This is a genomic window from Ruegeria sp. BHSA163, from assembly GCF_059613365.1.
Genome location: NZ_JBXWSJ010000038.1, coordinates 18,580 through 39,989, shown reverse-complemented (window position 1 = coordinate 39,989; position 21,410 = coordinate 18,580). Strand labels below are relative to the sequence as shown.

Annotated in this window: 21 protein-coding genes, 1 other RNA gene and 1 riboswitch; of the genes, 17 read left to right on the top strand and 5 right to left on the bottom strand. The window is 54.3% G+C overall.

Features of this window, described 5'->3' with window-relative positions:
- The first annotated feature begins 6 nt into the window (after positions 1–6).
- From ffs to AC2FNV_RS16750, 3 genes are all read left to right on the top strand, one after another.
- Positions 7–105, top strand: an RNA gene (ffs, locus tag AC2FNV_RS16760) — signal recognition particle sRNA small type.
- A 176-nt stretch (positions 106–281) separates the two neighbouring features.
- Complete coding sequence (gene rsgA / locus AC2FNV_RS16755) at positions 282–1,310, top strand: ribosome small subunit-dependent GTPase A (RefSeq protein ID WP_170603327.1); 1,029 nt, start codon at positions 282–284, stop codon at positions 1,308–1,310.
- A 242-nt stretch (positions 1,311–1,552) separates the two neighbouring features.
- Positions 1,553–1,772: riboswitch (cobalamin riboswitch) on the top strand.
- Complete coding sequence (locus AC2FNV_RS16750) at positions 1,764–2,270, top strand: hypothetical protein (RefSeq protein WP_170603325.1); 507 nt, start codon at positions 1,764–1,766, stop codon at positions 2,268–2,270. Its footprint overlaps the riboswitch before it by 9 nt.
- 2 nt (positions 2,271–2,272) lie before the next feature.
- On the opposite strand, the gene AC2FNV_RS16745 is transcribed toward AC2FNV_RS16750, so the two are convergent.
- Positions 2,273–2,776: a protein-tyrosine phosphatase family protein gene (locus AC2FNV_RS16745; RefSeq protein WP_170603323.1), complete on the bottom strand. Its 504-nt coding sequence runs from the start codon at positions 2,774–2,776 to the stop codon at positions 2,273–2,275.
- 170 nt (positions 2,777–2,946) lie between these two features.
- On the opposite strand from AC2FNV_RS16745, the gene AC2FNV_RS16740 reads away from it, so the two are divergent.
- The 6 genes from AC2FNV_RS16740 to AC2FNV_RS16715 all read left to right on the top strand — a co-directional run bounded on the left by AC2FNV_RS16740 (position 2,947) and on the right by AC2FNV_RS16715 (position 7,962).
- Entirely contained in the window at positions 2,947–4,704 is a 1,758-nt protein-coding gene (locus AC2FNV_RS16740) for a DNA polymerase III subunit gamma/tau (RefSeq protein ID WP_170603321.1), read from the top strand.
- Between the two features lie 75 nt (positions 4,705–4,779).
- Entirely contained in the window at positions 4,780–5,649 is an 870-nt protein-coding gene (locus AC2FNV_RS16735) for a TauD/TfdA dioxygenase family protein (protein WP_170603319.1), read from the top strand.
- A gap of 140 nt (positions 5,650–5,789) precedes the next feature.
- Complete coding sequence (locus AC2FNV_RS16730) at positions 5,790–6,134, top strand: YbaB/EbfC family nucleoid-associated protein (protein ID WP_170479128.1); 345 nt, start codon at positions 5,790–5,792, stop codon at positions 6,132–6,134.
- A gap of 55 nt (positions 6,135–6,189) precedes the next feature.
- Entirely contained in the window at positions 6,190–6,783 is a 594-nt protein-coding gene (recR, locus tag AC2FNV_RS16725) for a recombination mediator RecR (RefSeq protein WP_170479130.1), read from the top strand.
- 234 nt (positions 6,784–7,017) lie between these two features.
- Complete coding sequence (locus AC2FNV_RS16720; protein ID WP_170479672.1) at positions 7,018–7,413, top strand: DUF805 domain-containing protein; 396 nt, start codon at positions 7,018–7,020, stop codon at positions 7,411–7,413.
- A gap of 60 nt (positions 7,414–7,473) precedes the next feature.
- Positions 7,474–7,962, top strand: a complete 489-nt coding sequence (locus tag AC2FNV_RS16715; protein ID WP_170479132.1) for a hypothetical protein — start codon at positions 7,474–7,476, stop codon at positions 7,960–7,962.
- Here AC2FNV_RS16715 and AC2FNV_RS16710 read toward each other — a convergent pair.
- Positions 7,959–8,588 carry a ribonuclease T2 family protein gene (locus AC2FNV_RS16710; RefSeq protein WP_170603317.1) on the bottom strand — a complete coding sequence of 210 codons (630 nt, stop codon included), beginning with the start codon at positions 8,586–8,588 and terminating at the stop codon, positions 7,959–7,961. The genes AC2FNV_RS16715 and AC2FNV_RS16710 overlap by 4 nt on opposite strands.
- A gap of 130 nt (positions 8,589–8,718) precedes the next feature.
- Between AC2FNV_RS16710 and AC2FNV_RS16705 the strand changes: the two genes are divergently transcribed.
- Both AC2FNV_RS16705 and AC2FNV_RS16700 read left to right on the top strand, forming a co-directional pair.
- A complete protein-coding gene (locus AC2FNV_RS16705) occupies positions 8,719–9,480 on the top strand; it encodes a DUF1013 domain-containing protein (protein ID WP_170603315.1) in 762 nt (253 codons plus the stop codon).
- 52 nt (positions 9,481–9,532) lie between these two features.
- On the top strand, positions 9,533–9,922 hold the full coding sequence (locus tag AC2FNV_RS16700; protein WP_496773923.1) for a hypothetical protein: 390 nt from the start codon (positions 9,533–9,535) through the stop codon (positions 9,920–9,922).
- A 38-nt stretch (positions 9,923–9,960) separates the two neighbouring features.
- On the opposite strand, the gene AC2FNV_RS16695 is transcribed toward AC2FNV_RS16700, so the two are convergent.
- Both AC2FNV_RS16695 and AC2FNV_RS16690 read right to left on the bottom strand, forming a co-directional pair.
- Entirely contained in the window at positions 9,961–10,992 is a 1,032-nt protein-coding gene (locus tag AC2FNV_RS16695) for a permease (protein WP_170603313.1), read from the bottom strand.
- Positions 10,985–11,293 (bottom strand): ArsR/SmtB family transcription factor, encoded by a 309-nt coding sequence (locus AC2FNV_RS16690; protein ID WP_170479142.1) that lies wholly within the window; start codon positions 11,291–11,293, stop codon positions 10,985–10,987. Before AC2FNV_RS16690 ends, AC2FNV_RS16695 begins: the two co-directional genes overlap by 8 nt.
- Before the next feature lie 137 nt (positions 11,294–11,430).
- On the opposite strand from AC2FNV_RS16690, the gene pdxR reads away from it, so the two are divergent.
- The 6 genes from pdxR (at position 11,431) to AC2FNV_RS16660 (ending at position 20,365) form a co-directional block, all read left to right on the top strand.
- The gene (gene pdxR / locus AC2FNV_RS16685; protein ID WP_170479144.1) at positions 11,431–12,891 is read left to right on the top strand and encodes a MocR-like pyridoxine biosynthesis transcription factor PdxR; all 1,461 of its coding nucleotides are present in this window, start codon (positions 11,431–11,433) and stop codon (positions 12,889–12,891) included.
- Between the two features lie 123 nt (positions 12,892–13,014).
- Positions 13,015–14,790 (top strand): sulfoacetaldehyde acetyltransferase, encoded by a 1,776-nt coding sequence (gene xsc, locus AC2FNV_RS16680; RefSeq protein ID WP_170603311.1) that lies wholly within the window; start codon positions 13,015–13,017, stop codon positions 14,788–14,790.
- Positions 14,791–14,814: 24 nt separating this feature from the next.
- Positions 14,815–15,825 (top strand): phosphate acetyltransferase, encoded by a 1,011-nt coding sequence (gene pta / locus AC2FNV_RS16675; RefSeq protein WP_170603309.1) that lies wholly within the window; start codon positions 14,815–14,817, stop codon positions 15,823–15,825.
- Positions 15,826–15,912: 87 nt separating this feature from the next.
- Positions 15,913–18,732, top strand: a complete 2,820-nt coding sequence (locus AC2FNV_RS16670; RefSeq protein ID WP_496773920.1) for a molybdopterin oxidoreductase family protein — start codon at positions 15,913–15,915, stop codon at positions 18,730–18,732.
- Positions 18,729–19,478, top strand: a complete 750-nt coding sequence (locus AC2FNV_RS16665; protein WP_170603305.1) for a 4Fe-4S dicluster domain-containing protein — start codon at positions 18,729–18,731, stop codon at positions 19,476–19,478. Before AC2FNV_RS16670 ends, AC2FNV_RS16665 begins: the two co-directional genes overlap by 4 nt.
- The gene (locus tag AC2FNV_RS16660; protein ID WP_170603303.1) at positions 19,478–20,365 is read left to right on the top strand and encodes a dimethyl sulfoxide reductase anchor subunit family protein; all 888 of its coding nucleotides are present in this window, start codon (positions 19,478–19,480) and stop codon (positions 20,363–20,365) included. The genes AC2FNV_RS16665 and AC2FNV_RS16660 overlap by 1 nt, the downstream gene beginning before the upstream one ends.
- Before the next feature lie 115 nt (positions 20,366–20,480).
- Here the strand turns inward: AC2FNV_RS16660 and dapA are convergent, their stop codons facing one another.
- Positions 20,481–21,353 (bottom strand): 4-hydroxy-tetrahydrodipicolinate synthase, encoded by an 873-nt coding sequence (gene dapA / locus AC2FNV_RS16655; RefSeq protein ID WP_170479155.1) that lies wholly within the window; start codon positions 21,351–21,353, stop codon positions 20,481–20,483.
- Positions 21,354–21,410 lie beyond the last annotated feature (57 nt).

The window sequence follows — 21,410 nt, the reverse complement described above, 5'->3', positions numbered from 1 at the left end:
ACACGGTGAGAGGTTGGCGCGGGCGAGCGCCTCGCCAACCTGGTCAGGTCCGGAAGGAAGCAGCCACAACGAGCCCCGCTTGGGTCGATGTCCAGCCTCTCACTCTCGAACGTGTATCGCGCGTAAATTCTATCAGCGGCAGGAGGGCCTTTATGATTGTAGCAATGACCCTTCGGGCTGATGGTTTCTGAGAACACACAAACTGATCATTGCCTGAACACACGACCTGAGGATGCGCGTTCGCCATCCCTTGGCCTTTTGACCTGAAAACAGGCAGAACAATGGTTTTTTCACTTTCGGACCTTGGATGGTCCTCTCATTTTGCCGCACAACACGCGGTTGATGCCTCACTGAATCCATATCGTATTTCAGCGGTTCATCGAGATCGCCTTATAGGCCTATCGCCTGAGGGCGAGGTGCCTTTAACGACCCCAAATCAGTCGACCGGAGATTTTGCTGTCGGCGACTGGGTACTGGCCGATGAACATGGTCGCATTCAGCGTTTGTTGGAACGTCGCAGCCTGCTTCAAAGACGTGCAGCTGGTACAAATGCCAAGTCACAGTTAATTGCAGCAAATGTCGACGTCTTGTTCATCGTCAGCTCTTGCAACGCTGATTTCAACCTGCCTCGGCTCGAACGATATCTGGCGCTGGCACATCAGGCGGGATGTTATCCTGTGATTGTCTTAACCAAGGCCGATACCTGCAAGGACGTAGCAGACTATAGTTCGCGTGCTGAAAGCCTGGCTCCATTCATAACTGTCTTGAGTGTAAATGCGCTGGATGCGGCTGATATCCAACATCTTCTGTCATGGTGCCCAACGGGTCAGACTGGCGCTCTGGTCGGGTCCTCGGGCGTTGGAAAGACGACGCTGGCAAACGGGATGACCGGTCAGTCCAACACAACGGCTGGTATCCGCGAAGATGATGCGCGAGGACGGCACACAACGACCTCGCGCGCCCTTATCAAGATGCGAAACGGCGGATGGCTTATCGATACACCTGGAATGCGGGCATTGCGGTTGCTCAATGCCGAAGAGGGTGTAGATGAAGTGTTTTCGGAGGTTATCGACCTCGCGAGAGCGTGCCGATTTTCTGATTGCCAACATTTGTCAGAACCCGGTTGCGCCATTCAGGCAGCTATCACCGCGGGAGAATTGGATGCCGCACGGCTTGATCGTTGGCGCAAGTTGCGACGTGAGGAATTGCACAATTCAGAATCCGTCGCGCAAGCCCGCGCTCGAGACAAGGCATTCGGCAAAATGGTAAGGTCCGTTATGCTGGACAAGAAGGCACAAAAGCGGATTTAAAATTTGGGCGCCGCGCAACCGGCGCCCAATATTCATGCCGGTATCATCCGGGGACAAACAGCTGCATTTCCATATGCAACGACCACTAGGTGTTCGACCTATCGTAATCCGAAGTCTAAAGGTTCCAACTGAGTGAACCGATAAAACCCTATGTTTGGATTTACCTTGCGTTTTTCTCCCTGAGTTTGAGCCTTAAGCTCACACTCCAGAATACAGCAAGCTTGACTTGGGTGTGGTTTGGCCATTAGCCGTTGGCTGATGGTTTCCCTGCCCTCGATTGAGGACGGGATTAAAAGGGAACACGGTGCGACCTTCCTGGGATACCGGAATGGTTCAAGTCCGAGACTGCCCCCGCAACTGTAAGCGGAAAGCGATGCCGAGATACCACTGGCCAACAGGCTGGGAAGGTCGGCAAAGCGACGACCCGCAAGTCAGGAGACCTGCCATCAAAAAATGAAACCGAAACTCGGGCGGGGCGTCCGGTTGGGGTCAGACCGTGATACGCGGGTCTTCCCGAACAAAGCCCATCGTCCAATGTGCGGAGGGCACATCATGATCTGGAACACGAAAACACATCGATTTACGGCCACGATTTGCCATCGCACGGGCACCGCGTGCCCTGCGATGGCACGCACGGGCCGTGAGCTGGCTAAGTCCATCTTAGCCTCGGGACGGAGTGCAACGCGCGATATCGAAATCGAAGGCAGCGTTGAACTGGCGTATTGCAAAAACGGATGCACCGCAAAGTTTCGTGCACGGGTGGACGAAGTGCGCCTTTATTGCGGAGTGGAAACTGACACCCAAATGGATCTGTTAGATACCTTTGCCGAGCTAATGTTTGGGACAGATTTTGGTATCCTGCCATCTAGTGCGACATACAATCCCCCATGCGCCATGCTCCAGGCGCTAACGATATCTGAAATAGATGTGGCTGAACCAGATTACTGTGCGATCCTCTAGGGCTATTGCGCCGCGAAAACGACAGCCGGCGCTGTCGCCCAATGCATTTGGTCATCAGTCTCAACCGCACAGGGGCGAAGGGCCCTTAATCGCGTCAGCGCCGTATCGGGATTTTCGCCGCATTCGACCATTAATCGGAGTACGACCATTCCCGAACGACCGCACCCGCCGCGGCAATGAACCAAGACGCGACCACCGCCGGAGAGCGCTTGCCGCGCTGATGCGCTGGCAACACCCCAGCGTTTGCGGATTTCCGCCGATGGTGCCCCAAAATCCTCGACCGGAAGGTGAACCCAACGGCTGGCGCGGCTTTGTACGTCGCGTCCAAAGTCGCGAGCGCCGTCCATGATCATCTCAACTTCAGTCGCCATCGAGATCACAAGACCCGGACGCCAGCCGGAAATCATCTCAAGATCACCGGAATAATCACCATTCCGCCCAGGCATTGAGGTTAGCGCAAGTGTGCCACCGCCCACTTGCAACGCATGAATCACCATTTGAGACATCTTGCCGTTCCCCCCGAAACGTTACCCAGTAAGTCTTACGCGTGACATCAGACTCGGTGATTTTAACTCTGCCAGCGCAGTTTCCAAAACAAAATCCTGCTTACCCGCTGTGGACGCGGACGACAGGGGCCTCTACGCTGCGGTCTGAATACGAATCCGCGAAAGCAGACATGACCGACACGCCCAGCCCCGCCTATCAGGTTCTCGCCCGAAAATATCGTCCCGAAACCTTTGCCGATCTGGTGGGGCAGGACGCTATGGTTCGGACGCTAAAGAACGCGTTTGCAGCAGACAGGATCGCGCAGGCTTTTATCATGACCGGTATTCGAGGCACCGGTAAGACGACAACAGCCAGAATAATAGCCAAGGGCATGAACTGTATCGGCCCTGACGGCGAAGGCGGACCAACGACTGAACCATGCGGTCAATGCGAACATTGCATAGCGATAATGGAAGGCCGCCATGTTGACGTCATGGAGATGGATGCCGCCAGCCGCACGGGTGTGAACGATATCCGAGAAATCATCGACAGCGTACGTTACCGCGCAGCGAGCGCGCGCTATAAGATTTATATAATCGACGAAGTTCACATGCTGTCGACCAGCGCTTTTAACGCGCTGCTCAAGACTCTGGAAGAACCGCCCGAGCATGTGAAATTCATCTTTGCCACGACGGAAATCCGAAAGGTCCCGGTGACCGTCCTGTCGCGATGCCAACGGTTTGACCTACGTCGGATCGAGCCCGAGGATATGATCGCACTTCTCCGCCGGATCGCGGCGGCGGAAGACACTAAAATCGCAGATGACGCACTGGCGCTGATTACCCGCGCAGCCGAAGGATCAGCCCGCGATGCGACCTCTTTGCTGGATCAGGCAATTTCGCACGGTGCCGGCGAAACCACCGCAGACCAGGTTCGTGCCATGCTGGGCTTGGCTGACAGGGGTCGCGTGTTGGACCTGATGGATATGATCTTGCGGGGCGACGCCGCAGGTGCGTTAACGGAATTGAGCGCACAGTATGCTGAGGGCGCAGATCCATTGGCGGTACTGCGTGATTTAGCCGAAATAACACATTGGGTTTCTGTTGTGAAAATCACACCAGACGCGGCGGAGGACCCAACTGTTTCCCCGGATGAGCGGGCACGCGGTCAAGATATGGCCTCAACGCTGCCTATGCGCGTCCTGACCCGAATGTGGCAGATGTTGCTTAAAGCGTTGGAGGAAGTGTCCGCAGCGCCAAACAGTATGATGGCTGCGGAAATGGCAATCATTCGTCTTACGCACGTTGCCGATCTTCCCAGCCCGGAAGAGCTGGTGAAACGTCTGCAAGATGCGCCGACGCCGCCACCCGGCGGCCCGGGCGGCGGTATTCCGAATGGAGGCCAAAGTGTTACTACAACGCATGTGTCGGCCCCTGCGTCATATGCCGCCACGCCACGTGGAAGCGCCGGCGCACCGACGGCTGCTTTGGCCCAAGACACTCAAACCGCGCTGGCGCGGTATCCGACGTTCGACCATGTTGTCGAACTGATCCGTTCTAACCGCGACGTAAAGTTACTGGTCGAAGTCGAGAACGGCATACGCCTTGTTTCATACCAGCCTGGTCGGATCGAGTTCACACCGGCCGATAAAGCACCCTCTGACTTGGCTGCCCGGCTGGGTTCGGCTTTGCAGCGCTGGACTGGAAATCGTTGGGCCGTCTCAATCGTATCGGAGGGAGAGGCCCCTACAATTGCGGAACTTCGCGACACTGCTGACTTAGCCTTGCGTAATCAGGCAGAGCAACACCCGATGGTTCAAGCGGTTCTGGCGCATTTCCCAAAGGCTCGGATCACCAATATTGAAACACCAGAACAAAAGGCAGCCCAAGTCGAGACCGAAGCTCTGCCAGAGGTGGAAGACGAATGGGACCCGTTCGAAGAAGACTAACTTTGACTCGATCAAAGCGGAAAGCCCCACAACGTGTCGCTCATGCTGTGGTTAGGCATGTGACGGAGGAACCTAATGCACTCGACCCCGCTGCACCCCAAATTCGGACTCACTATCCATGACGTCGACCTCAGGGAAGTTGACAAGGGCAATCTTTATCCTGAAATCCGAAGAGCTTTCGAAACGCATTCCGCACTATTGTTTCCGGCGCAATCCCTGACCGATGACGATCATATTCGATTGGGAGAGCTGTTTGGTCCGCTGGAAAACCGCGAAGCAATGGCTGCCGGGCGCGACGTTTCGTTTCACGTTCCCGAGCTTACAAATCAAACCAAGTCTGGCGTACGGGCGAAGGATGATCTCAGATTGCTGGATTTGCAGGCCAACATGTTGTGGCATACCGACAGCACTTTTTTACCGGTGCCTGCCCTTATCAACATTCTGACGGCTCATGTCGTTCCACCCTCTGGCGGGGAAACCGAAATTGCATCGACTCGCGCCGCATGGTCTGAGATGCCCGAGCATTTGAAATCCGTTCTACAGGATGCTGTCATCTGGCACCGCTTGTCACACTCTCGTTCCAAGATATCGACCGATCTTGCCGCATTACCGAACATGACACGTTGGCCCGATCGACCGTGGCGCGCTGTCTGGCCAAACCCAGTAACCGGTGAGGAAGCCTTGTTTATCGCATCGCACGCCTTTGCGATCGAAGGTATGGGCCATGAAGAAAGCCAAGAGATACTGGACGAGGCGATCGCCTTTTGTACGCAGCCTGATTACGTTTACTCGCACAAATGGAATGTGGGCGACGTGCTGATTTGGGACGAGCGCGCTACACTCCACCGAGGGCGCCCCTGGGATTACGGCTATCCACGAACTCTTCGCTCGATATGTTGTTCCGTCACCGATGACGATGGGTTAGACAGGGTGCGCATCGTCTGAGCCCCGCCCTGGGATATTACTGAAGTTGTTGGTGAGGACTTGACAATGATAGTGGCGCCCAACGCATGTAACTGTCCCCCCTTGTACCACGCGTGCACCGCTCGTATTTAGGCGGGAAACCAATTTTCTGGAGAAGTGCAATGCTCAAAGGACTCGGCGGCTTGGGCGATATGGCCAAGATGATGAAATCCGCACAGGACCTGCAAACCAAAATGACTGAAATGCAGGACGAGTTGAATAACATAATTGTCGTAGGTGAGTCAGGTGCGGGACTTGTTAAAGCAACCGCATCAGCCAAGGGAGAGCTGAAAAGCCTGGATATCGATCCGTCGATCTTCAATGGCGACGACAAAGAAGTGGTCGAGGACCTGATCCTTGCCGCAATCAAGGACGCCCAATCAAAAGCTGCCCAGCGATCACAGGAAGAAATGGGCAAGTTAACAGAAAGCATGGGCCTTCCGAAAGACATCAAACTGCCCTTTTAATAACCGAACCCATCTACCCAACGAGGCGCATTTCTAAAGAAGTGCAGGACAGGCCGTGAGCTCAAATAGCGATATCGATAACTTGATCGACCTGATGGCTAAGCTTCCTGGTCTTGGCCCTCGCTCGGCCCGACGCGCCGTTCTGCACCTGATCCGCAAACGCGCCCTTTTACTGACGCCACTTTCGGATGCCATGCAACAGGTGGCCGCTACAGCGCGCGAATGTTTAAACTGCGGCAATGTCGGCACGACGGACGTCTGTGAAATTTGCGACAGTGAGGCCCGAGCAACCGGAGAACTTTGCGTAGTCGAGGATGTGGCCGACCTTTGGGCGATGGAACGCGCCGGAGTTTTTAAGGGCCGTTACCACGTTCTAGGCGGCACCTTGTCTGCATTGGACGGTGTCGGCCCAGACGAGCTGCGGATTCCGCGCCTTAAGGATCGCGTCATCGCGGAAGGGATTCGCGAGGTCATCCTGGCGCTTAATGCAACTGTCGATGGGCAAACAACTGCCCACTACATTGCCGATCAGTTGGAAGGCCAGGTACGCCTGACGTCATTGGCGCAAGGTGTGCCAATTGGCGGTGAACTTGATTATCTGGATGATGGCACGATTACCGCCGCTCTGCGGGCGCGAAAAGAAATTTGAAAAACTTAATCCCTTTAGGATTGTGGCCAGCAATTTTGATGGTCTCTATTGCCACGATCGAACAAGATTCTTTTTGATATTTGAATAAAAGACCTTAACCCAGATTCTGTGATATAGGGGATCACACCTGTAACTGGATACGAATGAAAGCTAATTTGAGTTCGGCCATTCAGACGGGCAGCTGCATTAGTTGCCGTCCGGAAACAAATTTAGGGAGATTAGGCAGTGGAAAATATGGTGTCGGCGGTCCAGAAGGTTTTTTCCAACTACGCGACATTTTCAGGACGCGCATCTAGGTCGGAATATTGGTGGTGGTTCCTTGCACTACTTATTTTCATGCTGATCCTGGGCGTACTGGACGCATTCGTCATAGCCCCTCTTTTAGGCTTTCAGGCGGGCGACGAAAACGCCGGGCAGCCGCTCTCACTTTTAGCGAGCCTTGCGGTACTGCTACCAAATTTGGCAGTCGGCGCACGTCGATTACATGATACGGATCGTTCAGGCTGGTGGTTGCTTATTGGCCTGATTCCTTTGATTGGGTTTCTCATCCTCATCTACTTTTTTGTTCAACCCAGCGACGCTGAGGCAAACAGGTTTGGAGAAGCGCCCTCGTGGCCGCCGTCGATATAATCATGAACAAAAGGTCAACTTAAACCGGTAAGTTTCGCCAGAACCGACCCAGGAGTTCCAATGAACCGCATTCTAGCCCTCACTTTCGCCGCCTTCACGGCAACCGCGGCCTTTTCACAAGAATTGATAGACAAAGGTTTTGTCCAAGGCTGGAACATCATGATGGATCCAGCCTTGGGCAATGGATGTCTGATCCAGACCGTATATCAGGATCTATCGGTCGTTCGGTTGGGTTATGATGCTCTGGGCAATCGTGGGTATTTCACCGTTTACAATAAGGCGTGGGGCGAAATCGAACCCGGTAAAAGCTATCCGATCCGGTTCGAGCTGGATGGCAAAAGTTTTGACGCCACTGCAATAGGTTTTAGGCAAGACCGCGTACCGGGTGCGACTGTGTTCTTCACTGACCGGAATTTTGTCAACGCTATCGCGCAAAACAAAACCATGACCGTCTATAACCCTTTAGGTGAGGTGGTGATGGCCATCGATCTGAACGGAACAGCCAAAGCGCTGGAATACGCGCGGGACTGCCAGAACCGTAAACTTTAGCGAATCGGATCAAACAAAGCGTCTTCCGCTGAGCAATCTCTGATCACATCGCGTCCGCAAGGCACTGGTTCAAGCGCGCGCGAAAGACACAGGCGAACTTCTTCGATGTAACCCTGCTTGCAAGTGATTGTGATCATGTCCCGCGACAGATCTGGGTTTGCTTCAACGAACGCGTCTTCAACAACCGAGGCGGGCAATCTGACAGACTTGTCAAGTTTTCGAAACACCTCGGGACGTTTCACGCTGTCGTAGGCCCGTCTTGAAAGAGCAAAGTAATCAGGCGCACTAAGGCCCGAGCACGTGCCATGTTTTTTCCATTGATGCCACGCCAGCCCGGAACTTCCCTGTATATCAGACATCGCACGGGTCATTCGGCGCGAAGGTTGTGCTTCGGTGGTACGGCAGAAAGAAGGCCAACCTTGATTATACTGCGGCCAGAGGCCGTGCAGAATCCACCCATAATCGTGCCGGACATCACATTGGTCTGATCCCCGCGCATCGCCTTCGCGTGCGCACCAATTCGGCAACCAGCTGAGTGATAGTACGTAGTAGTCAAACTCACCCGCTGTTTCACTATCGGCATACGCGGTCATTGCGCTGAACACCCAAAGAACCAACCAACGCATTCGCCTCTTCCCTTCTTGCCTTGCGGCGACTATATACAGCCCAAGTTCCCCGACAACGGAAACCTGCCCCAAGACCACGGGGCCGCCGAATTCCGGCGACGGGATAGATGTATGTATAGGAGATGGGCTGATGGCAAAACCCCTGATGGCCAAGGCAACAGCAGTATGGCTGGTGGATAATACCACGATCAGCTTCAAGCAGATCGCGGATTTCGTGGGCATGCACGAGTTAGAGGTGCAGGGTATCGCCGATGGTGACGTTGCAGCAGGTGTTAAAGGTTTCGATCCGATCGCCAACAACCAGCTCACACAGGATGAGATCGAAGCGGCGCAGAGTGATCCTTTGCATAAACTGAAACTCAAGTTTAATCCGGCCGCAACTGGCGAAGAAAAACGGCGCGGACCCCGCTATACGCCATTGTCCAAGCGGCAGGATCGTCCGAACTCGATTCTTTGGTTGGTCAAGTTTCACCCCGAACTTAGCGACGGACAAATCGCCAAGCTCGTGGGAACCACGAAACCGACGATCCAATCGATCCGCGAGCGGACGCACTGGAACATAACGAATATGCAGCCAATTGATCCCGTTGCACTGGGGCTATGTAAGCAGTCCGAGCTGGACGCAATCGTTCAAAAGGCCGCCGCCAAGAAGGCAGCCGAAGGCGGTGTAATGAGCGACGATGAGCGGCGCAAACTGGTTTCAACTGAACAGTCGCTCGAAATGGAAAATGCGCCCAAGATACCAACCGCGATCGAAGGTTTGGAGACCTTTTCGCTGTCTGAAGAGCCAGAAAGCAAGGAAGAAGAGGAACCCATTGTGGACGCGGACAGCTTCTTCAACCTTCCAAAAGGAAGTGGCGAAGAAGAAAATGAAGACGACTTGCGCCAATGATCTTAGTAGCCCCGACGCAGCATAGTCGGGGCGCTTGTTCCCGGGAAACACCATGCTGAATGCACTGTCCGCTATTTTTGGACCACACCGCGCAGTATCAATCTACGTATTTCTCAAGACAAAGGGTCTGGCCATTCTGGGCGGTTTGATCATGATCGCGCTGGTCACCAGTCTGTTTGTACTCGGTGACGATGGCGAACACGAGCACGACTCATTCCTGACGGTCGCGGTTCTGTCCGCAACCTCTATCAATGGCGATTTGAAAAACGGGGTAATCGCATCGGTTCGTTTGCCAGACGGTTCCGCGACTTCGATCACATCAACAGACGGGCTTATCTCGCAATCTGTCGGGACCAGTGCTTGTGTGGAAAAACGTGTCTTCGTGAAAAGTGGCGAGGCCCGCTATCGTTTGAAATTGCCACAGCTTTGCGAGGCAAGCTAACGGCAAACCGCCCGCTAATGTCAGCGGGCGGTTTTCTTTTACAACGTTTGGAACAAAATACCTGTTACGATCGCACCGGAAACGCCTAAGCCGAGATAGGTTGCGAATACCCGTGGTCTGACGAGCGACCAAACAGCCGCCATTGCTGGTATCGAGCTAACGGCACCAGCGACCATGAAGGACATCGCCGCGCCTGCGCTCATGCCTTGTTCCATCAGCCCGGCCAGTAGCGGCGGTGCGACGTACGAGTTCAGATATGCAGGCATTCCAACCAGTGCTGCGATCACGATGGGCACGACGCCTTCTCCACCTACAACACGCGCGATTAGGTCTGCTGGCACATAGCTGACAAGCAACGCCTCGAGTACATAGGCCAATGCCAACCATTTCAGCAAAAATACGCCATTGTGCACGAACTCGGAACGGAATCGGGCGCGGCGCTCGGGCTGCTGCCAGAAACGCCAAACCGGCCTATCATCCTGCTTGGGTCCGCAACCGCAGCAACCTGCTGGTTTGTATTCACGCAGTGGTTGGGCAAATGCGCCATTGCGCATCAGGAACCGAACGGTAAAGCCGCCGAACAAGCCAAGTGCCACCGCTGCAATTGCCTTTCCGATTGCGAAAGGCCAACCCAATGCACCAGCCGTGATTAATAATGTCGGCGGATCTATCAGCGGAGAGCTGAGCCAAAATGCCATCACGGCCGAGAGCGGTGCCCCAAGCGCTAGAAGGCCGGCGATGAAGGGGATTACTTCGCAAGAACAAAACGGAGCCAACCCACCGAACAATGCAGCCAGCAGGATCATCCGGGTTTCGCGCCCTTCAAAAGCGCGCTCAACCATAACCTCGGCCCCGGTGGCCTTTAGGTAAGACAAGAGCAAAACGGCAAACAAAATGTATTGGCCCGTATGGGCCAGCGCCTTGGCGGCAAACGTGACCACGTCGACCCAGTTATCTGGGTCAAGTAGGGCGACTGCCATCAAAAGCGCAACGATCAACGCCCAAGGCGTTTTTATCATCTCAAGGATGGCTTTTGGTGCCATCTTTGGATTTTGAGTCAATTCAGCCATCGTTTGCAGCCTTCCCGATTTCGTCCGCACAACATTCGCTCAGGATAAATTGTGCCAGTTTTCTAAGTTCGTCGAAATTGGCGCGATTTATAGTACTCCGCCCTATTTTTTCTTGCTCGACAACACCGCCCGCGGACAGAAACCGCAGGTGATGTGCAAGGGTCGAAGGCGCAATATCAGTCCGGTTTTGGATTTCACCGACTGTCAACCCTGATTCCCCGGCACGAACCAGCGTTTTCAGAACCTTTAGCCGGGCTTCTGAACCCATTGCAGAAAACCCAGCTGCTGCCGCTTCCCACATATATTATCTCCATAAAACTAATTTACTAGTTATATGAACTTTTCAGAAGCATAGGTCAACCAAAAAATTAATAGACAAAGCTCGCGCTAACTTATGTCCAGATTGCCCCCTGGTTAAGTCCAGCTTATAACTTGGTAATGGCCATCTCAGTCGACACATTTTTTCTAGAACCGAACGGGCAGGGCACGTTGCAAGCCCGAATTCAACAAATGATTGCCGAAGGCATTCTGTCAGGTCGATTCCATGTGGGCGAAAAACTACCCTCATCGCGAAATCTGGCGTCTCATCTGGGTGTCAGTCGGATCACAGTGACATTGGCCTACACAGAATTACTGGCCAATGATTATCTGACAGCAAAAGACCGCTCGGGGTACTACGTGTCACAGAATGCGCCTGTACCTCCGCAATACACGCCTGTTCAACGCGGCGCTGAAACTGTTAACTGGAACGCCGCCCTTGCACGTCGATTTTCAGAGGGGGATTTCCTTCAGAAACCCAGTAACTGGCAGGAATATCTTTATCCATTCATCTACGGTCAAGCCGACAGAACTCTGTTCGATCACGCCAATTGGCGATTGTGCGCCGTACGTGCACTAGGGCACAAGGACTTTGACTCACTCACCGGAGATTATGTCGACCGGGACGACCCACTGCTGGTCGAATTTATTGCCCGGCACACATTGCCACGACGCGGGATTTCGGCACGACCAGAGGAAATTTTAATCACACTTGGCGCGCAGAATGCGTTGTGGCTCGCTTCACGCGTTCTTTTGAACCGCAATAGCAAAGCAGCTATCGAGGATCCATGTTATTACGCCCTTCGCGATCTCTTGAACCATGCCGAATGTGAATTGGCGCCGATAAGTGTGGATCAGCGAGGTTTGCCGCCCGATGCGATCCCCGAGGATACCGACGTCATCTTCACCACACCAAGCCATCAGTGCCCAACCACCGCGACTATGCCAATCGACAGACGCAACGCTTTGCTGGCACGGGCGCGCGAATTGGATGCCGTCATAGTAGAAGATGATTACGAGTTTGAAATGGCATTTTTGGGCGCGCCGTCTCCGGCATTGAAATCTATCGACCGGGAAGGGCGTGTGATATACGTAGGCAGCTTTTCGAAGTCCCTGTTTCCTGGATTGAGACTTGGATACATGGTCGGTTCCGAAGCTTTCATTCGTGAAGCACGGGCTCTGCGATCGTTAGTCCTAAGGCATCCACCGGGGCATATTCAGCGAACCGCCGCGTATTTTCTGTCGCTGGGTCACTACGATGCCCAGATACGGAGGATGTCCAAAGCGTTACAGCAACGCCGTGAAGCGATTGAAGAGGCTATCGCCGAACATGGATTGAACGTCGCAGGGCGTGGTGTGTTCGGCGGATCCTCCATTTGGATGCAAGCCCCCGAGGGCATAGATACCACGCAATTGGCCAAAACCCTTCAGGAAAAATCTGTCCACATCGAACCTGGAGAGTTGTTCTTTTCCGGCCCTAATCGACCGACCAACTACTATCGGCTTGGGTACTCGTCGATAGCACCTGAACGAATACGTGCCGGAATCCACCAGATCGCCGACACCATTCGCCAGTATTGAACAAAACTGGACCTACCCTGGCTTGTGTTTTGGCCCTAACGCGACAGACACCCATACGCCAAAACCAGATGGAAACGTCGGGGTGGAATACCCCGCTACTTCCTATCAGCCCGGAGAACTCACATGAAGATGACGACAGAAGAGGCGTTCGTTAAGACGCTACAGATGCATGGTATCAAGCATGCCTTTGGCATTATCGGTTCAGCAATGATGCCGATTTCGGATATCTTTCCAGCGGCTGGAATAACCTTCTGGGATTGTGCGCACGAGTGCTCTGGCGGGATGATGGCCGATGGCTACACCCGTGCTACGGGCGAGATGTCAATCATGATCGCCCAGAATGGTCCTGGTATCACTAACTTTGTGACTGCGGTTAAGACGGCATACTGGAACCATACACCGGTTCTGCTAATCACACCGCAGGCTGCCAACAAAACCATCGGCCAGGGCGGTTTTCAGGAAATGGAACAGATGAACCTGTTCGCCGATTGTGTGGCGTACCAGGAAGAGCTGCGTGACCCGACCCGTGTGGCCGAGGTTCTAAACCGCGTGATCATGCAAGCTAAACGCGCCTCGGCACCCGCGCAGATGAATATCCCCCGCGACATGTGGACCCAAGTTGTTGACATCGAGCTACCGAAAATTGTCGACTTTGAACGCCCTTCCGGCGGTGCAAATGCGGTTGCCGAGGCAGCGGCGCTTTTGTCGAAAGCCAAGAATCCGGTTATTCTGAACGGCGCAGGCGTTGTTCTGTCGAAGGGAGGCATCGAAGCTTCGCAGGCATTGGCTGAACGTTTGGATGCACCTGTATGTGTTGGCTATCAGCACAACGACGCTTTCCCGGGCAACCACCCTCTGTTTGCCGGTCCACTCGGATACAACGGTTCCAAAGCAGGGATGGAGTTGATCAACCAAGCTGACGTTGTTTTGTGCTTGGGCACACGTTTGAATCCGTTCTCGACGCTTCCTGGCTACGGCATCAACTATTGGCCGACAGACGCGAAAATCATACAGGTTGACATCAACCCCGATCGCATCGGCCTGACCAAAGACGTGACTGTAGGTATCGTGGGTGATGCGGCGCTGGTAGCCAACGGTATTATGGACCAACTAGCAGAAGATGCGGGCGATGCGGGACGAGACGAACGCAAAGCTAAAATAGCTCAAACAAAGTCCGCATGGGCACAAGAACTAAGCTCTATGACCCATGAAGACGACGATCCAGGTACCACCTGGAACGAGCGCGCACGCGCCGCCAAGCCCGAATGGATGAGCCCCCGCATGGCATGGCGCGCAATCCAGCAAGCGCTGCCGCGTGAGGCGATCATTTCGTCGGATATTGGTAATAACTGTGCGATTGGAAACGCCTACCCGTCATTCGACGAAGGCCGGAAATACCTAGCACCCGGGCTCTTTGGCCCTTGTGGTTACGGTCTTCCTGCGATCATTGGCGCCAAGATCGGTTGCCCTGACGTGCCCGTGGTAGGTTTTGCTGGCGACGGAGCATTCGGCATATCGGTTAACGAGTTGACCGCGATTGGCCGCGAAGAATGGCCCGCAATAACGCAAATCGTTTTCCGCAACTACCAGTGGGGCGCTGAGAAGCGGAACTCGACCCTTTGGTTTGACGACAACTTTGTCGGTACCGAATTGGACCAGGGCGTGTCTTATGCCGCAATCGCAAACGCCTGTGGCCTGAAGGGTGTACAGGCGCGCACTCAGGAAGAGCTGACCGCAGCGCTCAATCAGGCAATTATCGACCAGAAGAACGGCATTACAACGCTGATTGAGGCCTTGATCAACCAAGAGCTGGGCGAGCCGTTCCGCCGCGACGCGATGAAAAATCCTGTGCGTGTTGCTGGTATCAACGCTGCAGACATGGCTGAAACACAGGTGTAGGCCGCAAGACAGGGACCGGGGCGAATGACAAAGACACCCATCGAGCTGTTGCGCAACAGCGCCCCGGCAGCCCGTCCTGTAATTGCATTGAGCGAAGGCAGTGATCCCCGCGTCGTGGCGGGGGCGCTTGCCGCCCATAACTCGGGGTTGACCGATATCATTCTGGTCGGACCCGAGGACGAAGTCTCGTCGGCGCTTGCTGCTGAAGGCATATCCGTCGGCGGAGGCATAGAAATTCACGATCCGGCAACCTCGGAATTGACTGAAATGTTTGCCGCAGAGTTCCTTGCACTGCGCAAACACAAAGGTGTCGACGAAGTAAAGGCGCGGGCGGCAGCTGAAACTCCGTTAATATATGCTGCAATGCTTGTGCGGATTGGTCACGCCACAGGCACCGTCGGCGGCGCCGTGCACACAACGGGCGATGTAGTGCGAAGCGCTATCCAAGTGATCGGTATGGCACCTGACGCTGGCATGATCTCGTCATTTTTCTTGATGTATCCACCCGACGACGCACCAGATAATGCGCGCGCCATGCTCTATTCAGATTGCGGGCTTGTGATTGATCCTTCAGCTTCTGAGCTTGCCAACATCGCGGAAACCTCAGCCGCTTCGGCGCGTTCTCTCCTGCAGGTCGAGCCAAAAATTGCTATGCTGAGTTTTTCCACAAAGGGAAGCGCACGCCATAAAGCCGTCGACAAGGTGATCGAAGCAACAAATACCATTCGCGCAAAGCGTCCCGATCTCGAAGTCGACGGAGAGCTTCAATTCGACGCCGCGTTTGTGCCGACTGTGGGTGAGCGAAAATCTCCGGGTTCATCCGTGGCCGGGCAAGCCAATGTTATGATCTTTCCCAATCTGGACGCGGGTAATATCGCCTACAAAATTACCCAGCGATTGGGTGGGTACGCAGCCATTGGCCCCGTTATGCAAGGCCTCGCCAAGCCTGCGAACGATTTATCCCGTGGATGCAGTGCGGATGATGTAACGCAGATCATCGCCGTTACCGTTTTACAGGCGCAAACTGCGCAATAGACTAAAACCTGCGGCCGGTGCCGCGGACTATCCCATTCCGGCCCGGCCGACCAAAGCCGTATCCGGATCAACTGACAGGACCCGCCAATGACTCATCAGCAGCCGATCCTTGACACCAGTCCCAAAGTCTCGGACGAGATTCGAAAAACCACCTGCTACATGTGTGCCTGCCGTTGCGGGATCAATGTTCACATGAAAGACGGCAAAGTGGCTTATATCGAGGGCAACCGCGACCACCCGGTAAACAAAGGTGTGCTTTGCGCCAAAGGCTCGGCAGGCATCATGCAGGTCAATGCCCCTTCGCGGTTGAAGGCGCCATTGAAACGAGTCGGTCCCCGCGGGTCAGGCGAATTTGAAGAAATCAGTTGGGACGAGGCGCTGGACATAGCCGTCGGCTGGCTCAAACCGATCCGTGAAGACAACCCGGAAAAACTGGCGTTTTTTACGGGTCGCGACCAGAGCCAGAGCTTTACAAGTTTTTGGGCGCAGAATTTCGGTACCTGCAACTATGCTGCCCACGGCGGCTTTTGCTCGGTCAACATGGCCGCGGGCGGCATTTATACCATGGGTGGCGCATTCTGGGAATTTGGACAACCTGATTGGGATCACACCAAACTGTTCATGCTATTTGGCGTGGCCGAGGATCACGACTCGAACCCAATCAAGATGGGCATCGGCAAAATCAAGGCACGCGGCGCACGTGTGATTGGCGTCAACCCGATCCGTTCGGGGTACAACGCAGTGGCAGATGACTGGGTCGGCATAACACCAGGGACCGACGGGCTATTCATCTTGTCCATGATTCACGTCCTAATGAAGGCAGGTATGATCGACCTGGACTATCTCAGCCGCTATACCAACGCGCCCGTTTTGATCGACGCGTCCGAAGGTCCCACCAAGGGCCTGTTCCTGCGAGATAAAAACGGCAAACCGTTGGTCGTCGACCGCGAAACAGGTAAGTTGACGGCTTTCGACAAGCCCGGTGTGCGTCCTGACCTTTCAGCGGTTTATGAAAGGGGCGGTGTTACTCATCGCCCGGTTTTCCACCTGATGGCTGAAAGGTATCTCAGCGATGAATACGCGCCGGAGAACGTCGCCGATCAGTGTGGTATCCCTGCCCAACGCATCCGCGCAATCGCAGGCGAACTGGCGCGCGTGGCCTTTGACGAAGCCTTTGAACTGGATCATGAATGGACCGACTTTCGCGGTGAGAAACACACCAAGATGATCGGTCGCCCGGTGGCGATGCACTCGATGCGCGGTGTTTCTGCCCACGCAAACGGTTTTCAAACCTGTCGGGCGTTACACGTCTTGCAAATTCTCCTTGGTACGGTGGAAGTGCCAGGCGGTTTTCGCTTCAAGCCGCCTTACCCCAAACCGGTCGAAGCGCATCCGACACCGCACTGCAAAGTGACGCCAAACTCACCATTGGACGGACCTCATCTGGGGTTTGTTCAGGGGCCCGAGCATCTTGCACTGAAAGCGGATGGCAGTCCTGCGCGGATCGACAAGGCATTCACATGGGAAAACCCGATGTCCAGCCACGGGCTGATGCATATGGTAATCTCTAACGCGCACGCGGGTGACCCCTATAAGATCGACACATTATTCATGTACATGGCCAATATGTCCTGGAACTCGACCATGAATACCAAGGGTGTCATGGATATGTTGACGGATATGGACGAAAACGGTGACTATGTGATCCCACATATCATTTATTCGGATGCCTACTCGTCCGAGATGGTGGCCTATGCCGACCTGATTTTGCCTGATACAACCTATCTTGAACGCCACGACTGTATCTCGTTGCTAGACCGCCCAATTTGCGAGGCAGAAGCGGCCGCCGATGCAATCCGGTGGCCAGTTATCGAGCCTGACCGCGACGTGCGCGGATTCCAGTCGGTTTTGATTGATCTTGCCAACAGGATGGGCTTGCCAGGTTTCACCAACGAGGACGGCAGCGCCAAGTGGGTTGATTACGCCGACTACATCGTGAACCACGAACGCAAACCGGGTATCGGCCCATTGGCTGGCTATCGTGGTGAAAACGGTGAAAAGGTAGGTCGCGGCGAAATCAACCCGGATCAGTTAAACCGTTATATTGAAAACGGCGGCTTCTTTGTGGCCCATATCCCTGAAGGCGCTGATTATTATAAACCCTGGAACAACGCCTATCAGGATTGGGCCGTTGGCATGGGAATTTATGACAGCCCGCAACCCTATTTGTTCCAGCTGTATTCTGAGCCTATGCGCAAGTTTCAATTGGCCGCCGAGGGTCATGGCGAGCGCCAGCCGCCCGAGTATCTGCGTGGGCGAATCAAAGCGACGATGGACCCGATGCCCGTTTGGTACGAAACAGATCAAACCGGCAATGAGGGCTTTACTGTCAATGCCCTGACCCAACGCCCGATGGCGATGTATCACAGTTGGGGCACCCAAAATGCCTGGCTGCGCCAATTGCATGGTCGTAACCCTTTGTATGTTCCTACCAAGCTGATGCGTGAGCATGGACTGCAAGACGGCGATTGGGCCAAGGTCACGTCACCCCATGGACAAATCATCGTTCCGGTTATGGAAATGGCGGCACTGAACGATAATACCGTTTGGACATGGAACGCCATAGGTAAGCGCAAAGGTGCATGGGCCCTGCATGATGACGCGCCCGAGGCCACTAAAGGCTTCTTGCTCAATCACCTGATCCATGAACTTTTACCACCGAAGGGTGACGGGCTGCGTTGGGCCAACTCGGACCCGATCACGGGACAAGCCGCGTGGTTCGACCTGAAAGTGAAGATTGAAAAGGCCGCAGCTCCAGACGACGCGCAAAGCCAGCCTGAATTCGAACCGATCAATTCACCGGTAGGCACCGGCCCAAAAGACCTCGCGTGGAAGGTAGGCAAATGACCCAACTCCCCCATTCAACAGAACGCAAGATGGGTTTGGTGATCGACCTCGACACATGTGTCGGATGCCATGCCTGTGTCATTTCGTGCAAAGGTTGGAACACTGAAAACTATGGCGCTCCGCTTTCTGATCAGGACGCTTATGGTGGCAATCCCTCGGGCACATTTCTAAACCGTGTTCATTCTTATGAAGTGCAGCCTCAAAACGGGCACGCGCAACTTGTTCACTTCCCCAAGTCTTGCCTGCATTGCGAAGATGCGCCCTGCGTTACTGTTTGCCCAACAGGTGCAAGCTACAAACGGGTCGAGGACGGCATCGTTTTGGTAAACGAAAGCGACTGCATCGGATGCGGCTTGTGCGCGTGGTCCTGCCCTTACGGAGCGCGCGAACTGGACGTCGCAGAAGGTGTAATGAAGAAATGTACGCTCTGCGTTGACCGTATCTATAATGAAAATCTGCCCGAAGTTGATCGTGTCCCCTCGTGCGTGCGTACTTGCCCCGCCGGAGCTCGCCATTTTGGCGATCTGGGCGATCCTGACAGCGATGTCAGTAAATTGGTCGCAGAACGTGGCGGCATAGATCTGATGCCTGAACAGGGTACAAAACCCGTGAACAAATACCTGCCGCCCCGTCCCAAAGATACAATCGAGGACCAGATCGATGTTCTGGCTCCTTTGCTTGCACCTATTGCCGAAGAGCCAAAAGGTTTCATGGGCTGGCTCGACAAAGCGCTGGAGAAACTCTGATGCATCCCGCACCTTCCGTTATCGTTTTTACCACGCTTTCTGGCTTGGGCTTCGGTCTGCTGTTCTTTTTGGGACTAGGCCTGCCAAATGTAACCGGCTGGGTTGCATTCACTTTCTTTGTTATTGGTTTTGGTCTGTCAGTCGCGGGACTGCTGGCTTCAACTTTCCATCTGGGTCGTCCTGAGCGCGCAATAAAAGCCTTTACTCAATGGCGGTCAAGTTGGCTCAGCCGCGAAGGATGGTGCGCAGTCGCGGCATTGATCCTCATGGGGCTATATGCCATCGGAGCAATTTTCTTTGACCAACGTTGGGGTCTGCTGGGCTTTGTTGGGGCGTTATTCTCGATCTTAACGGTCTTTACGACTTCAATGATCTACACACAGCTCAAATCGATCCCGCGCTGGAATATGAATCTAACCCCAGCAATGTTCCTCAGTTTTAGCTTGGCTGGCGGCGCACTGCTGGCCGGACAAACCGCGCTGGCGTTGATCTCATTGTTGATCGCCGCATTGGTTCAGATTCTGTACTGGAGGCAAGGTGATCAAGCTTTGGCCCGCTCAGGCACCAACATTGGCACTGCCACTGGTCTGGGTGATCGCGGTTCTGTTCGCGCTTTCGAACCTCCGCACACTGGCACGAATTATCTGTTGCGCGAATTTGTCCATGTGGTGGGCCGGAAGCACGCTGAGAAACTACGCATCATTGCGTTTTCGCTAGGCTTTTTCATCCCGGTCGTTCTGCTGATCATGCCGGTCAATTCTGTCGCCACTAAGCATTTCCTTGCCGCAGTCGCTGTACTTTCACATCTCGCTGGCGTAGCGACGTCGCGTTGGCTTTTCTTCGCGCAAGCTGAGCATGTCGTAGGTATCTACTACGGCAAAAGGTGAGCTGTATCGAGTCTGCCGAAACTACGGCAAACAGTCTTCAACCAAGATGAGTTTCGTACAAAAAAGGCGGTTCCCGGTTTACGAGCGCCGCCTTTTGCATTTCATGAAGTATGCCTTAAACTAATCCTGCATGCGCCATCGCAGCTTCAATCGATGATTTTGTACTGTCTTCTAAACTTGTCAACGGCGAGCGTACTTCGTCGCTGCAACGCCCCAGTTTGCTGAGTGCATACTTAGCGCCCACCAAACCCGGTTCGATGAAAATAGCCTCGTGAAGTGGCATCAATCGATCTTGATATTCCAAGGCCTTGGCGTAATCGCCGTTCAGTGTGGCTTGTTGGAATTCGGCGCACAACCGCGGCGCGACGTTTGCCGTGACCGAAATACATCCCACCCCACCATGAGCATTGAAACCCAGCGCAGTCGCATCTTCACCTGACAACTGACAGAAATCCGGGCCGCAACTTGCGCGTTGTTGACTAACGCGTGCCAGATCACCTGTAGCATCCTTTACGCCGACTATGCGCGGCAATTTTGCCAGTTCGCCCATGGTTTCGGGCGTCATGTCTATTACGGAACGCCCGGGGATATTGTAGATGATGATCGGAATATCTGCGCAGTCATGCAATGCGCGAAAATGGCTAATCAACCCTTTCTGAGTGGGTTTGTTATAATAAGGCGTCACGACAAGCGCAGCGTCAGCACCTACCCTTTCCGCGAATCGCACGAACCGGATCGCCTCAACCGTGTTGTTTGATCCTGCTCCCGCAATAACAGGCACGCGGCCTGCGGCGGTTTTGACAACCTCCGCCACGACGATCTCATGTTCCTCGTGGCTGAGTGTCGGGCTTTCACCTGTGGTGCCAACAGGCACCAACCCGGAAGAGCCTTCTTGAATTTGCCATTCCACCAATTGTTTGAGCGTGTCCAAGTCCAACTCGCCGTTGCGGAACGGGGTGACGAGGGCTGGCATAGAGCCTGTGAACATGGGTGCGCTCCTTAGGGTGCGAATTGCTGTTTTTGCGCCGCGGTCGCTCACGATCTT